We start from the raw sequence: 14,963 nt of genomic DNA on the forward strand, positions 1-14,963 counted from the left end.
GGAAGCTAGTTGCCTTGCGCAAACATCCAGCGATGTCCCTCGACGTCCTCGACCCGATAGGTCCGGCCGTAGGGATTGTCGGACGGCTCCCCGAGAATGGTCGCGCCCGCCTCCTGCGCCTGGCGGTAGTGCGCGTCGACGTCGTCCACCCGCACGTACACGCCGTCGATGACGTACGGGACGCTCAGCCAGGACCGGGCCGCCTCGCAGTGCTCGGCGTGGTGCCGCGGACTCTCGTAGTCGGGGGTCGGCGTCGCCAGCATGATCATGCCGTCGCCGGCAGCCATCTCGCCGTGCATCACCGCGCCGTTGTCGTCGAGCATCCGGGTCACTTCCCGGAAGCCGAACGCCTTCGCCAGCCAGTCCATCGCGGCCGCAGCGTCCTCGTACGCCAGCATCGGGATCACGGCCGGCCGGGTTCCCTGGTCACTTGACATGCCGCGGCTACCTCCACGTCGTCGGTCGGATCGCTCGTCCCGAACACCCTAGGGTCGCACCGGCACAGCCGCAATCAAGCGCGCAGCGCGCGATCAACGTCGCGCCTACGCCGGCGTCCGAAGGTTTCGTAGGCTCTCGCCCCGTCAGCGTCTCGCCGGACGGTCGTACCGGGCATGGAGGGTCGATGGACGCAGGATCGTCAACCGCCGGAGCCGCGGCCCCCGGCACCCGTGCCCGCGCGATGCAGGTCCGGCTCTGGCTCGCGTGCCTCGCGACCCAGGAACTGCTGTCCAGCTACCTGGGCCTGCAGCTCGGCCTGTACGACGCCCTGCACGCCGCGCCCGGCACGTACGACGACCTCGCCGCACGGGCCGGCGTCGCGCCCAGGTACGCACGCGAATGGCTCGAACAGCAGGCGGTCGCGGGAATCCTGGAGGTCGACGACGCGACGCGCCCGCCGGCCGAGCGGGTCTTCAGCCTGCCGGCCGAGCATGCCCGGGTGCTGACCGCCTCGGACGATCCGTTGTCCTTGGCATCGATGGCGGTGCTGCCGCTCGGCGGCATCGCGAACGCGTTGCCGGCTCTGCTTGACGCGTTCCGGACCGGCGGCGGGGTTCCCGATGCGCGCTTCGGCGCGGACTGGCGACGCGGTCACTCGGGTGCCAACCGCGCGTTGTTCACCCATCAACTGGCCGGATGGATCCGGCGGGCCTTGCCCGCCGTGCACGCCGCGCTCCGCGCTCCCGGCGCGCGGATCGCAGACGTCGGCTGCGGCGCGGGCTGGGCGACCATCGCGCTCGCCAAGGCGTATCCCCGGGCTTTCGTCCACGGCTTCGACCTGGACGCCGACTCGGTCGCGGACGCCCGGCAGAACGCCTGCGAGGCCGGGGTCTCCGACCGGGTCGAGTTCACCGTGCACGACGCGACACAGCCGCTACCAGGCGGGCCGTTCGACCTGGTCTGCCTGCTGGACATGCTCCACGAGATGCCCCGGCCGGTGGAGGTCCTGTGTGCCTGCCGGGCGAGCCGGGCCGCCGGCGGCGCCGCGATCGTGCTGGACGCCAAGGTCGGCCTCGAGTTCTCCGCGCCGGCCGACGAGGTCGAGCGCTTCCAGTACGCGACCAGCGTCCTGCACTGTCTGCCCGCCGCGATGGCCAGTACGCCGACGACCGGCACCGGAACCGTGCTGCGGCCCGAACAGGTTCGCACGTTCGCACGGGACGCCGGCTTCGGCGATGCGCGGATCCTGCCCGTGCAGGAGCGCTTCCACCGGATGTATCACCTCGTCGACAGCACAGATCGGACCTGACATGCCCGCAACCGACGGCCGTTACACGCTCGGCGTGAACATCGGCTTCCACGACGCGTCCGCCGCTGTTCTTCGTGACGGTGCGCTCGTCACGCTCGTCGAGCAGGAGAAGGTCGGCAGACACAAGCACGCGCTGGGCCAGACCCCCGCCGGCGCGGTCACCGCATGCCTCCGGTCCGCGGGTATCTCGGCCGACTCCCTGGCCGGTGTGGCGATCGGCTGGGACATCAGCCGGACCAAGCTCGCCGAGCACCGCCGGTTCGGTCCGGCCGGCCTTCGCAGACTCCTGTTCCCCGACGCGCCGCCGGCCGAGATGCCGCCCGTCAGCTGGATACCGCATCACCTGGCCCATGCGGCGAGCGCGTACTACTCCTGCGGCGAGGACGACGTCGCCATCGTGGTCATCGACGGCGCCGGCGAGAGCCAGTGCACCTCGATCGCGCACGGGCGGGACGGCCGCATCGAGATCCTCCGGGAACTGCCGATCCACCAGTCGCTCGGCTTCTTCTACGCCTCCGCCTCGAAGTGGGCGGGACTCGGCGAGTGGGGCGCGGGCAAGCTGATGGGACTCTCGGCGTACGGCCGGCCCAGCCACGACGTCCCGCTGCGGCCGACACCGGACGGCTACGCACTGCTGGTGCCGGGCGTCGATCACACGCCGGATCCCAACGTGTTCGCGCTCAGCTTCACGCCGCAGTACGAGAACGCCGTACGGTCCGCGTTCAGCTGCCACTACCCGTACGCCGAACGGACCGGCGAGGAGGCGATGTCCTACGCCGACTTCGCGGCGAGTGTCCAGCTGGCCGTCGAGGAGTCGGTGCTCTCGCTGGCCGCCGAGGCCCGTCGGCTGACCGGCGCCCGGACGCTGGTCCTCGCCGGCGGCGTCGGGATGAACTGCACGATGATCGGGCGGCTGTCCCGCAGCGGCCTCTACGACCGGGTGTACGTGCCGCCGGTGCCGACCGACGTCGGCGTGTCGCTCGGCGCGGCACTCGTCGAGGCAGCCGGCCAGGACTCCTTCCACCCGGTGCGCATGGACCACGCCTACTGGTCGACGGAGCTCGACGACGTGGCCGCCGCGGTCTCGAAGGCCGGGCTGGTGTCCCGGTCGCTGCCCGGGACCGACCTGGCCGCGACCGTCGCGGAAGCCCTGGCCGCCGGCCGTGTGGTCGCTTGGGCACGCGGCCGGGGTGAGGTCGGTCAGCGGGCGCTCGGGACGCGCAGCCTGCTCGCCGATCCCCGGGACCGCCGCATCTGGGAGCGGCTGAACATCGTCAAAGGCCGCGAGATGTGGCGGCCGATCGCTCCGAGTGTGCTCGCCGAACATGTCGGCGACCTCTTCGTGGACACGGTCGGCGACGGTGCCGACTTCATGCTCGAAGCCGGCACCGTCCGCCCCGACGTACGGGTGCGGATGCCGGCCACCACCCACGTGGACGGGTCCGCCCGGCCGCAGCGCGTCTCCCGTACGACGAACCCGGTCTACTGGGACCTCATCGACCAGTTCCGGCGCCGGACCGGTCTGCCTGCCGTGGCGAACACCTCGCTGAACCTGGCCGGCGAACCGATCGTGCACTCGAGCCAGGACGCCGTCTCGACCTTCGTCCGCGCCCCGGGCATCGACCTGCTCGTCCTGGACGATCTCGTCGTGACGCGCAGCGAGACGGACCTCGAGCGCACGGTGGAACTCAGCTCGGCAGCGCACTGATCGGCGTATACGGCGCCCTGGCCGCCGCCGACGTGATGCGGACGTAGTCCGCGAGGAACCTTCGGACCCAGTCCGGATCACACCGCTCCGGGCGGTGGAACAGCATCGCCCGGAGACCGTCGGCACACGGCAGCACCGAGAGTTCGAGGTCGAAGCGGCCGCCGACGTGCGGGACGAGCCCTTCGAGCTGGACGGCGTCGTGCCGGCTGGCCTGCTGGATCGGCTCCGGCATCATCTGGAAGACCACGCTGTCGGTCCTGGCCGCGCGGGCGGCGCCGGTGCCGGGCACGAGCTGGTACGGCAGCTCCTGGAACCGCAGCGCGTCCCGCACCGTGCTCCGGGTCTTGCGGACGATGTCCGCCAGGCTGGGCTCGACGGGCAGCCGGACACGCAGCATCGCCATGTTGGCGAGCAGTCCGACGGTGAAGCGCGTTTCGGGCCGCGAACGGTTGGCCAGCATCGTGGCCACCGCCAGGTCATGCCCGCCACACCGGCGATGCAGCGCGGCGAAGTACGTCGCGAGCACCACCGCGAACAGCGTGGTGCGTTGCGAGTTGGCCACTGCCTCCAGCGCGTCGACCACCTCCCCCGGAACGCCGGCCTCGACCATCTCCGACCGGCCGGACGCCGTGCGTGGACCACCGTGCACCGGCAGGTCCGGAGTACGGAGGCCGGACAATTGCCGCTGCCAGTAGGCCCGATGCCGGTCGAGCGCAGAGCCGGTGAGCAGCTCGTCCTGCCAGTCGGTGAATTCGCGGTACTGCCAGTCGACCCGCGGCAGATCGGGCGGGGCGTCCTCCAGCAGAGCGCCGAGCTCGCGGAAGAGGACCCCGCACGACCACGAGTCGGCGACCAGATGATGGAGGTTGAGGCAGAGCAGGTGATCGGCCGCGCCGAAGTGCCAGACGGTCGCGCGCAGCGGACCCTTCTGCGGGTCGATCGGCGTCCGAAGCTCTGCATCCAGGAGCTGTTCGACGAGCTCGTCGCTCCAGCCCGCAGAGCACCGCTCGTGCCGGACGACCACACGGGCCGGAGCATGAACGACCTGACGCAGCCTCGAGCCGCGCCCGTCGAACGTCGTCCGTAGCGATTCGTGCCGCGCCACGAGGCGGTCGAGCGCGGCTTCCAGACGTCCTTCGCCGGCCTCACCGCGGATCCGGCAGACCAGTGGGCAGTTGATGCTGCTCTCGCTCTGGTAGTGGTCGAGGAACCACAGCAGCCGTTGCCCCGTCGAGGCGGGCGCGACGCCGGTCACGACGGCGTACCGGTCACGGCGTCGATCGCGGCCAGGGTGGCGGCGTCGAGTGTGACGCCGGACGCGCTCACGGAATCCTCCAGCTGCTCCGGCCGGCTGGCGCCGACGATCGTGGCACTGACCACCGGATCACGCAGCGCCCAGGCCAGAGCCAGCTGGGTCATCGACAATCCGGCGGCGGCTGCCACCTCCCGCAACTGGTCGGCCTTCGCGATGTTCTCGGCACCTGCGTAGCTACCCATCGATCCCCGCGTCGCCCGGCTCGCCGCACGCGATCCCTCCGGCGGCGCTTCTCCTGCGCGGTACTTCCCGGTGAGGACGCCCTGCGCCAGCGGCGAGTAGACGATGTTCCCGATCCCGAACTGCTCACAGGCGCCGAAGACGGCTTCCTCCGGCGCGCGGTGCAGGATCGAGTACTCCGGCTGGCTGGACGCGAATCTCGTCACGCCGGGAAGCTCGACGGCGGCCGTGATCTGCTCCGCCGTCCACTCGCTGAACCCGGCGTACCGGATCTTGCCCGCAGCAACCAATTCCGTCAGTGCCGTCATCGTCTCCTCGAGCGGCGTGCGGGTGTCGTAGCGATGACACTGATAGAGATCGATGTGGTCGACACCGAAGCGGCGCAGCGACTCGTCGCACTGCTTGCGGACCTGCGCGGCCGACAGTCCGAGTTCGCCGCGTCCCATCGGGAAGTACACCTTGGTCGCCAGCAGATAGCTGTCCCGCGGGAAGTCGCCCAGAACCTCACCCAGCAAGGACTCCGCGGCGCCTCTGCCGTACACGTTCGCACAGTCGAACAACGAGATCCCCAGCTCGTACGCCCGCCGGACACAGTCGGCCGCGGTCTCCCGGTCAACCCGGTCGCCGTACGTCAGCCACGACCCGAGAGCGATCTCCGACGTGACAAGGTCGCTCTCGCCCACCTTCCGCTGTTCCATCCCGGTGCCCTTCTGCTCACGTTGGCCGCCCGCCGCAATGCGGATACGGTTCGAAAACTGCAGACCTGGTGCAACGCGTGGAATCCACTGAACCGCACGTACCTTTCGTGAGGAAGGGCAACTGTGATGCACATCGGAACTCTCGTCGAAGAACTGCGGCTCGCGGGCGTCGTGCTGTGGGAGGAGTCCGGCGCGGTGCGCTACCGGGCACCGCGCGGCGTCCTGACCGGCGACCGCCTCGCCACCCTGCGGACCCGGCGGGACGAGGTCCTGGACTACCTCCGTCAGGACACCGCGGCGATCCGTCCGAGCCCCGAGCAGCGGCACGAGCGGTTCCCGCTCAGCGACGTCCAGTCCGCCTACCTGCTCGGCCGCCGCGACGCCTTCGACTACGGCGGTGTCGGCTGCCACGGGTACGGCGAGCTCGAGTTCACCGATCTCGACGCCGGCCGGCTGCAGGCCGCCTGGAACGCGGTGATCGCTCGGCACGACATGTTGCGCGCGATCATCAGCGCGGACGGCTACCAGCGCGTGCTGGAGCAGGTGCCCGAGTTCGAGGTGCCGGTGCTCGATCTGCGCACCGGCGCCGCGCCGTCGGAGTTCCTCCAGGTCCGTGCCGCGATGGATCACCGCGTCTACTCCCCCGACAGCTGGCCGATGTTCGATCTGCGCGTCACCAGGCTCGCCGGGCGCGACGTCGTCCACCTGTCGCTCGACTTCCTGGTGTGCGACTTCGTGTCGATCCGCGTGGTCCTGGGCGAGCTGCTCCGGCGCTACGACGACCCCGGCGCGGTCTTTCCCGAACTCGAGATCAGCTACCGCGACTACCTCGTCGCGGAGCGCGAGAGCCGCAGCGGCAGCCGCCACGCCCGCGATCGCGACTACTGGCTAGGCCGGCTGGACTCGTTGCCTGCAGCACCTGTCCTTCCGGTGCTCGACGAGTCCCGTGCGGCCCCACCGAGCTTCCGCCGCTGGGCTACGACGCTGACGAAGTCCGAGTGGGCCGCGTTGCGTGCGCAGGCGGCACGCTTCGGACTGACGCCGTCCTCCGCCGTGCTGACGGCGTACGCCGAGGTCATCGCCGCGTGGAGCGCACAGCCCGCGTTCACGCTGGACATCACCGTCCTCAACAGGCTGCCTGTGCATCCGCAGGTCGACCAGTTGGTGGGCGACTTCACCTCGGTAAGCCTCCTCGCTGTCGACGCCGACCGTCGGCTCCCGCTGCGGGAACGGGCGCGGGCGCTGCAGGCACAGCTCTGGCAGGACCTGGACCACGGGAGCTTCACCGGTATCGAGGTCGTCCGCGAGCTCGCCCGGACCCCGGGCAGGCCCAAAGCCTTGTTCCCGGTGGTTTTCACCAGCGCGATCGGCATGGTCGCGGGCGACGCTCCGGCCGACGGATCCGGCGCGCGGCCCAGCTACGGCATCAGCCAGACGCCGCAGGTCTGGATCGACTGTCAGAACATCGAGCGCGACGGGCAGGTCGACACCAACTGGGACGTCCGCGACGGTGTCTTCCCCGAGGGGGTGGTCGACGCGATGTTCGCTGCGTTCGCCGGCCTGCTCCGCGAGATGGCGGCGACCGAGGCGATCTGGGAGGCTCCGGACCCGGTCCCGCTGCCCGCCGATCAGCGAGCGCGCCGGGAGCAGTGCAACGGGACCGATGCCGCCGTACCTGAAGACCTGCTGCATGCGCCGGTGATGGCTCAGGCCGAGCGCACACCGGATCGGGTCGCGGTGGAATGTGCGCAGCTCGGCCGGCTCACGTACGGCGACTTGGCCGGGCGGGCCCGCGGGGTGGCCCGGTGGCTCGTCGCGGCCGGCTGTACGGAAGGTGACCTGGTCCTCGTCACCGCGGACAAAGGCGCGTCGCAGGTCATCGCCGTCCTCGGCGCTCTACTGGCCGGCGCGGCGTACGTCCCGGTCGACACTAGCCAGCCTCCGGCGCGCCGCGACCAGATCATCGCCGACGCCCGGCCCGCCGCGGTGCTGACCACCTCCACCCATCTGGATGCTTCGTGGCCGTCAGGAACCGCCATCCTGGCGGTCGACACCATCGAACCCGCGGACGCACCCGACCTGCCGCGCCTTGCGACGGGGCCGGACGATCTCGCCTACGTCATCTACACCTCCGGCTCCACCGGGACGCCGAAGGGTGTCATGATCAGCCACCGGGGCGCTCGTAACACCGTGGCCGACATCAACGACCGCTTCGACGTCGGCGAGGACGACGCGGTGCTCGGCCTGGCGAGCCTCGGGTTCGACCTGTCGGTGTACGACATCTTCGGACCGCTGTCCGTCGGCGGCCGGCTGGTCCTGCCCGAGCACGACCGCCGCGGAGACCCGTCGCACTGGGCGGCGTTGATCGCCGATCGCGGCGTGACCGTCTGGAACTCGGTGCCGGCGCAGATGCAGATGCTGTCCGACTACCTGGCCTCGGCTCCCGGGGTGGAGCTGCCGACTCTCCGGGTCGCGCTGCTCTCCGGGGACTGGATCCCGGTGAACCTTCCGGACGCGATCCGCGAGCGTCTCCCGGGCGTCCAGCTGATCAGCCTCGGGGGCGCGACGGAGGCGTCGATCTGGTCGATCTGGCATCCGATCAAGGAGGTCCCGTCCGGCGCCCGGAGCATCCCGTACGGCGTTCCGCTGACCAACCAGCGCTTCCACGTGCTCGACGCGGCGTTCCGCGACTGTCCGGACTGGGTCCGCGGCGAACTGTTCATCGGCGGAGTCGGCCTCGCACTCGGCTACTACGGCGACCAGACCCGGACGGCCGAGCGGTTCGTCGAGCATCCGGTGAGCGGCGAGCGGCTCTACCGGACCGGCGACCTCGGCCGCTACCTTCCCGACGGGACCATCGAGTTCCTCGGGCGTGCCGACTCCCAGGTCAAGATCCGCGGGCACCGCATCGAGCTCGGCGAGGTCGAAAGCGCTCTGCAGAGCTGCCCGGGGGTCGCAGCGTCCGCGGCGATCGTGGAAGGGGCCGATCCACTGCAGCGGCACCTCGTCGGCTTCGTCCAGCCGGCGACGCTGGCAGCGCAGGCGCAACCGGCACCGGCGTCGCTGGTCCCGGCGGCCAGGGATGCCGGCAACGATCTGCTGGTCGGCCTCGAACCCGAGACCTATCTGACGTATCTGCGGGAGCTCGACGAGGTCGCGCTGCTCGCGATGGTCCGCACCCTGCGATCGGCGGACCTGTTCACCGACGGCGCCGCGCACGACCTCGACACCATCCTCACCCGCGCCGAGGTCGCGCCGGCCCACCATCGCCTGGTCCGCCGGTGGCTGCGCGCCCTGGTCACCACCGGGCACCTGGAGCACCTGGCCGACGGCCGGTATCGGCTGCTGCGTGATGCCGACGACGAGCTCGTCTCGGCGGCCTGGAAACGGATCGAGGAACTCCGCGAGGCGGCCGGCGACGACACCGAGCTCGTCGACTACTTCCACACCAGCGCGACCCACCTGGCCGAACTCGTCCGCGCCGACGCCGATCCGCTGCAGCTCCTCTTCCCCGAAGGCAGCCTGGAGGTGTCCGAGGACCTGTACGCCGACGCGCTCTTCAACCGCTGGGCGAACCGGGTCGCGGCGGCCGCCGTACGGGAGCTGGTCTCGGCGATGCCTGCCGATGCGGTGCCGAGGGTGCTCGAGGTCGGAGCCGGCGGCGGCGGTACGACCGCGGCCGTGCTGGCCGGCTTCGCCGACGGTGAGGTGGACTACCTCGTCACCGATCTCTCGCCGTATTTCCTGAGCAGTGCGCGGGAGCGATTCGGGCATCTGTCGTCGGTGCGGTATGCGCGCTACGACCTCGACGAGGACTTCCGTGCCCAGGGCCTGCGGCCGAACAGCTTCGACATCATCATCGCCGGCGATGTCCTGCACGCCACCGCGGACGTCGGCCGGACGCTCAGTCGCCTGCACGAACTGCTCGCACCGGGCGGGTGGATCTGCTTCCTGGAGATGACCCGGGACCACTACCAGATCATGACGTCGCTGGAGCTGCTGACCCGGCTCGACGAAACCGGCGACTTCGCGGACGAGCGACGTGGGACCGACGATGTGTTCCTGAGCCGCGGCGCCTGGCAGCGCCAGCTCGAGAGGCAGTCCGCCGATGTCGTGCACTGCCTGCCGGAGCCGGACGACGACCTGCTCGGCGAGCTCGGGATGACGGTGTTCCTCGCCCGCTTCAAGAGCGACCGGGCCCGGCTCGACGCCGACGCGGTTCGTGACCACGTCGCCGGGCGGCTGCCGTCGTACATGGTGCCGGCCGGCATCGAGGTCGTCGACCAGTTGCCGCTCACCAGCAACGGCAAGGTCGATCTGGCGACGCTGGGCACCTGGGTCCGGCTGCCGGAAGGTCAGGCACCCGAGGCGGCCGGCCAGGAGCCGGCCAACCAACTCGAGCAGGCGGTCGCCACAACCTGGGCGGAGGTCCTGGAGCTGCCGGTCGTCGGACGCGATCAGAGCTTCTTCGCGTTGGGTGGCGACTCGCTGCTCGCTGCGAAGCTGGCCGGACGGCTGATCGAAGCTGTCCCGGCGGCCGGTGCCGTGTTCTTCGATCAGATGCTGCGCTGCATCCTCGATGCGCCGACCGTGGCCCAGCAGGCCGAGTTCCTCGCCGGCCACGAGGAGCCGGGAGTCGCCGGCGCCGACGACGCGTCGCCGGCGAAGCATCGCCTGGTCCCGTTGCGGAACGAGACCGCGGCAGACGGCCACATCGTGGTGCTGGTGCCGCCGGTCCCCGGCGTGCCGGTCTGGGGCCCGCTGCTCGCGCACCTGCCCGACGGGCTGCAGCCGGTGTCGGCTTTCGATACGTCGTACGACGGGCATTCGGAGGCTGAGCTCGAGGCGACGGTCGGCGAGTACGCCCAGCTGCTCGCAGAACGCCACGGGCCGGCGACCATCGTGGGCGTCGGCGCCGGTGGCCGTCTCGCGCTGGAGCTGTCCTTGCGCTGTGCCGAGCAAGGCCAGGACGTGCGCCGGCTGGTCGTCGTCGCCGGTACGACGCCGCCGTACCAGGTCAGCGATCCGGTGCTGATCGAGGACCTGTGCCTGCGCGAGCTCGGCCTCGATCCTGCGCTCGCGGGCCTTACCGGCGAGCACGAGGTGGCTGACGGGTCGTTGCCGGACGCGCAGGTGTTGGCGCACTGCGTCGACGGCTACGGGCGTCTGGTCAACGCCTTCGCCGAGCGGCCCTGGCCGGTGTACGCCGGTGACGTCACCCTCATCGTTCCGGATGGCGAACCGGCTTCCGATCCGGTGACGCAGTGGGAAGGTGCGTGCCTCGGAGACTTCGCGGTTCGCCGGCTCGACCAGGCGAGTCCGTGGAGCTCGGAAGTCCTTGCGGCGCTGGCGAACGCGGTGAGTCGTTCGTGACCGTCGAGACCCGGCAGCCTTCGCTGGTCGACACGATCCTCCGGCTGCAAGAACTCGCCGACTACATCGTCCCCTTCGGCATCCGAGCCGTCAGCGAACTCCACCTCGCCGACCACCTCACCAACGGACCCCGCACCATCACCGACCTCGCCACCGCCACCAACACCCACGCCCCCTCGCTCTACCGAGTCCTCAGAGCCCTCGCCTGCAAAGGAATCTTCACCGAAACCCAACCCCACACCTTCGCCCTCACCCCACTCGCCGACCTCCTCCGCACCGACCACCCCCTCTCCCTCGCCGACGCCTACCCGTTCGTCATCGGCGACCTGCGAGCCTGGGCCGAGTTCGGCCACACGCTCCGCACCGGCGAGTCGGCGTTCGAGCACGTCCACGGCACGGGGTACTACGACTACCTCGCGCAGAACCCGCTCGAGAGCGAGAAAGTGGATCGCTCGGTCCGCGCACAGAACCGGTACGTGCTGCGGGACGTCCTGCACGCCTACCCGTGGTCGGAGCTGGGCACCATGGTGGACGTCGGCGGTGGTGACGGCACGTTCCTCGCCGGCCTGCTCGCCCGCCATACCGGCCTCACCGGCACTCTCGTCGACCTGCCGCACGTCGTCGCCAACGCACCAGCAGTCCTCGACAAAGCCGGCGTCACCGACCGCTGCACCATCCTGCCCGGCAGCTTCTTCGACCCACTCCCCGCCGACGCCGACGCCTACATCCTCAAGACCATCCTGCACGACTGGAACGACACGGCAGCCCGCGCCGTTCTCCGGCGGGTCCGGGCCGCGATGCGCCCGGACGGCCGGCTCATCCTGCTGGAGGCGCAACTGCCGGACGGCGACCAGTTCCACATCGGAAAGCTCCTCGATCTGCACTCGCTCGTGCTGGTCGCCGGACCGGACCGCAGCCGCGAGGACCTCGCCACACTCCTGTCGCAGGCCGGTCTCCTGCTGTCCGGGAGCATCACGACCCAGACACTGACCATCTTCGAAGCAACGCGGGACTAAGGACGGTGCGCGACAGATGACGACCACCCGGCAGCCTTCTCTCATCGACACGATCTTCCGGTTGCAAGAACTCGCCGACTACATCGTCCCCTTCGGCATCCGAGCCGTCAGCGAACTCCACCTCGCCGACCACCTCACCAACGGACCCCGCACCATCACCGACCTCGCCACCGCCACCAACACCCACGCCCCCTCCCTCTACCGAGTCCTCAGAGCCCTCGCCTGCAAAGGAATCTTCACCGAAACCCAACCCCACACCTTCGCCCTCACCCCACTCGCCGACCTCCTCCGCACCGACCACCCCCTCTCGCTGGCCGACGCCTACCCGCTGATGGCCGCGAACTTCCACGGGTGGGCGGAGTTCAGGCACACCCTGCGGACCGGCGAGTCGGCCTTCGAGCACGTCCACGGCATGGGGTACTACGAGTACCTCGCGACCCATCCCGACGACAGCACGCGGTACGACGGGATCCAGGCCGCGGGCACCCGCCTGGAGCTTCGCGCGATGCTGCGCGCCCTCGACTGGCCGCGCTTCGGCTCGGTGGTCGACGTCGGCGGTGGTGACGGCGCCTTCCTCGCCGGCCTGCTCGCCCGCCACACGAGCATCACCGGAACCCTGCTCGACCTCCCGCACGTCGTCGCCAACGCACCAGCAGTTCTCGACAAAGCCGGCGTCACCGACCGCTGCACCATCCTGCCCGGCAGCTTCTTCGACCCACTCCCCGCCGACGCCGACGCCTACATCCTGAAGCGCGTGCTCTACGACTGGTCCGACGATCGAGCCGCACCGCTGCTGACCGGGCTCCGCACCGCGATGCGCCCGGACAGCAGCCTGATCCTGATGGATCCGGTGATCGAGGAAGGCGACGCCTTCGATGTCGGGAAGATCTACGACCTGCTGAGCCTGGCGATGCTGGCCGGCAAGGCGCGGACCGAGCGCGAGGTGGGCGAACTCCTGGCCGTGCACGGCTTCGAGGTGGTCCAGGTGGTGCCGACCGCGATGTTCCCGATCATCGAAGCGCGCCCGGCGCGCGGGTGACCGCGGGCTCGCCGAGTGCGCGCACCACGTCCGCGATCACCGCTGTCCGCCGCGCCACCAGGTAGAAGTGGTCGCCGGAGAACACCCGCAGCTCGAACCCGCCGGTCGAGTGCCGGCGCCAGTCACCGGCCTCGGCGACACTCACCTCCGGGTCCGCATCGCCGACCAGGGCCGTGATCGGGGTGGCGATCGGTGGCCGCCGCACCGGCGCGTACGAGTCGATCAGGCGATAGTCGGCGCGCACCCCGGGAAGTGCGAAGGCGCGAATCGCGTCGCTGTCGAGGGAGTCGTCCGTCGTCCCGCCGAGCCGGCGTACCTCTGCCCACAGTGCGTCGTCGTCCTCGACGTCGACCGTCTCCGATCTGTGGTGCTCCGGCGGCTGCCGGCCGGACAGAACCACCCTGACCGGCTCCACGCCGTGCTGACGCTCCAGCCGGCTGACGACCTCGAAGGCGATCGCCGCGCCCATGCTGTGGCCGAAGATCGCCAGCGGAAGGCGGCGGTCCGCGAGCAGCACCGCGGTCAGGGTCCGCACCATCGTGGGCATGTCCGGGACCGGCGGTTCGGTCATCCGGTCGAGGCGGCCGGGGTACTGCACCGCGGCCAGCTCCACCGTCGGCGGCAGCAGATCGATCCACGGCCGGTAGAACGCCGCGTTCCCGCCCGCATGCGGCAGGCAGACGAGCCGTACCCGGGCGTCGGGCCGCGGACGGTAGCACCGCAGCCAGCCGTCCGCAGAGGCGCGCACCGGGCTCATCGCCGACCGGCCGGGGTCGCGTCCGGTCGCGCCGATCGCAAGGCGTCCAGGTCATCGGCGAGCAGGAACGACGGGTCGTCCGACCTGACGAGCTCCGGTGGGCCCAGAACCTTCGTGATGTCCTGCCAGAGCTCGCAGAGCGCGAGATGGGACTGCTCGTGCGCGCTGCCGGATCGCCCGGCCTCGACGGCGTCGACGAGCTCGGTCAGTGCGCGGGCGACGCCGGCCGGCCACACGTCCTCGAAGGCAGAACGGAAACCGGGCGCCTCGGCCGGACCGAGGGTCAGCGAACTCGGCAGGTCCAGATGCGCATCGCCGCCGCCGGACGCGAAATGCGACGCGGCGTTGTCCGCACCGACCGTGCGGGGGAAGTCCGGCCGGGCACTCCAGATCGTCGGTCCGTGGCTCGTGAGCAGACTCAGGTTCCCGCCCTCGACGCCGATCGTGATCCGGTGCATCAGGTGCGCGTAGTTGTCCGGGTCCTCCGGGTCCATCTGGTTCTGCACGCGCAGGGTGATCGGCACGCCCGCGAGGACGCCGTCGAGACTGCGGAACGGGACGTCCAGCCGGGTCAGGCCGAACACTTCGGCGCCGTCCGCAGGCTGGACGAATCCCCACGGCCGCAGGCCTCCGAGTGCGTGTCCGAGGATGTCGAGCAGTGAGTAGGCGAGCTGGAAACCGCACGCGGCGTCCACGTAGCGCACCTGCTGGGTCCGTAACAGCTGCCTGGCCGCGGCGATGAACCGACGTACCGGTTCGACATGCACGTAGAAGGAGTTGAGCCGGTGAACGACGCCGTACCGCCGCGCCTGCCGTACGCACGCGGCCAGCTCGTCCCGGTGCAACGGATGCTCCTGCAGGACGTGGAGGCCGCGTTCCATCAGGGACAGTGCGAGATCGGTGCCCTGACCGCCGAGCAAACCACCGCGGATGACGACGCAGGCGATGTCGACATCTCCTGGGATGTCGTCGATCCGGGTGAACAGCGGTACGCCGTAATGGCGTGCCACAGCGCGCGATCGCGGGCTGCCGCCGGCGAAGACACCCGCCAGCTCGACCGGATTGCCTGGCTGCCGGAACGCCTGCAGGTACACCTGGCCGAACCGGGTACCGCACACGATCGCACGCAT

Annotated in this window: 10 protein-coding genes; 5 read left to right on the forward strand and 5 right to left on the reverse strand. The window is 70.5% G+C overall.

Going from position 1 to position 14,963, the window contains the following annotated elements; all coding sequences use genetic code 11:
• Positions 1–5 precede the first annotated feature (5 nt).
• The gene (locus ACWEOO_RS34390) at positions 6–437 is read right to left on the reverse strand and encodes a VOC family protein (RefSeq protein WP_452146590.1); all 432 of its coding nucleotides are present in this window, start codon (positions 435–437) and stop codon (positions 6–8) included.
• A 185-nt stretch (positions 438–622) separates the two neighbouring features.
• Between ACWEOO_RS34390 and ACWEOO_RS34395 the strand changes: the two genes are divergently transcribed.
• Complete coding sequence (locus tag ACWEOO_RS34395; protein WP_452146591.1) at positions 623–1,747, forward strand: class I SAM-dependent methyltransferase; 1,125 nt, start codon at positions 623–625, stop codon at positions 1,745–1,747.
• Between the two features lies 1 nt (position 1,748).
• Positions 1,749–3,455, forward strand: a complete 1,707-nt coding sequence (locus tag ACWEOO_RS34400) for a carbamoyltransferase family protein (RefSeq protein ID WP_452146592.1) — start codon at positions 1,749–1,751, stop codon at positions 3,453–3,455.
• Here ACWEOO_RS34400 and ACWEOO_RS34405 read toward each other — a convergent pair.
• Together ACWEOO_RS34405 and ACWEOO_RS34410 are read right to left on the reverse strand one after the other, a co-directional pair.
• Positions 3,436–4,710, reverse strand: a complete 1,275-nt coding sequence (locus ACWEOO_RS34405; RefSeq protein WP_452146593.1) for a condensation domain-containing protein — start codon at positions 4,708–4,710, stop codon at positions 3,436–3,438. The two genes, ACWEOO_RS34400 and ACWEOO_RS34405, sit on opposite strands and share 20 nt — an antisense overlap.
• A complete protein-coding gene (locus ACWEOO_RS34410) occupies positions 4,707–5,648 on the reverse strand; it encodes an aldo/keto reductase (RefSeq protein ID WP_452146594.1) in 942 nt (313 codons plus the stop codon). Before ACWEOO_RS34410 ends, ACWEOO_RS34405 begins: the two co-directional genes overlap by 4 nt.
• A gap of 126 nt (positions 5,649–5,774) precedes the next feature.
• Between ACWEOO_RS34410 and ACWEOO_RS34415 the strand changes: the two genes are divergently transcribed.
• Genes ACWEOO_RS34415 through ACWEOO_RS34425 form a run of 3 tightly spaced genes read left to right on the forward strand, consistent with a single transcriptional unit; the run spans position 5,775 to position 13,076 of the window.
• The gene (locus ACWEOO_RS34415; protein WP_452146595.1) at positions 5,775–11,021 is read left to right on the forward strand and encodes an amino acid adenylation domain-containing protein; all 5,247 of its coding nucleotides are present in this window, start codon (positions 5,775–5,777) and stop codon (positions 11,019–11,021) included.
• Entirely contained in the window at positions 11,018–12,037 is a 1,020-nt protein-coding gene (locus ACWEOO_RS34420; RefSeq protein ID WP_452146596.1) for a methyltransferase, read from the forward strand. Before ACWEOO_RS34415 ends, ACWEOO_RS34420 begins: the two co-directional genes overlap by 4 nt.
• Positions 12,038–12,053: 16 nt before the next feature.
• On the forward strand, positions 12,054–13,076 hold the full coding sequence (locus tag ACWEOO_RS34425) for a methyltransferase (RefSeq protein WP_452146597.1): 1,023 nt from the start codon (positions 12,054–12,056) through the stop codon (positions 13,074–13,076).
• On the opposite strand, the gene ACWEOO_RS34430 is transcribed toward ACWEOO_RS34425, so the two are convergent.
• Both ACWEOO_RS34430 and ACWEOO_RS34435 read right to left on the reverse strand, forming a co-directional pair.
• Positions 13,048–13,824 (reverse strand): thioesterase II family protein, encoded by a 777-nt coding sequence (locus ACWEOO_RS34430; RefSeq protein WP_452146598.1) that lies wholly within the window; start codon positions 13,822–13,824, stop codon positions 13,048–13,050. The two genes, ACWEOO_RS34425 and ACWEOO_RS34430, sit on opposite strands and share 29 nt — an antisense overlap.
• 5 nt (positions 13,825–13,829) lie before the next feature.
• Positions 13,830–14,963 carry a Gfo/Idh/MocA family oxidoreductase gene (locus tag ACWEOO_RS34435; RefSeq protein WP_452146599.1) on the reverse strand — a complete coding sequence of 378 codons (1,134 nt, stop codon included), beginning with the start codon at positions 14,961–14,963 and terminating at the stop codon, positions 13,830–13,832.

It is taken from the genome of Kribbella sp. NPDC004138, from assembly GCF_053603655.1.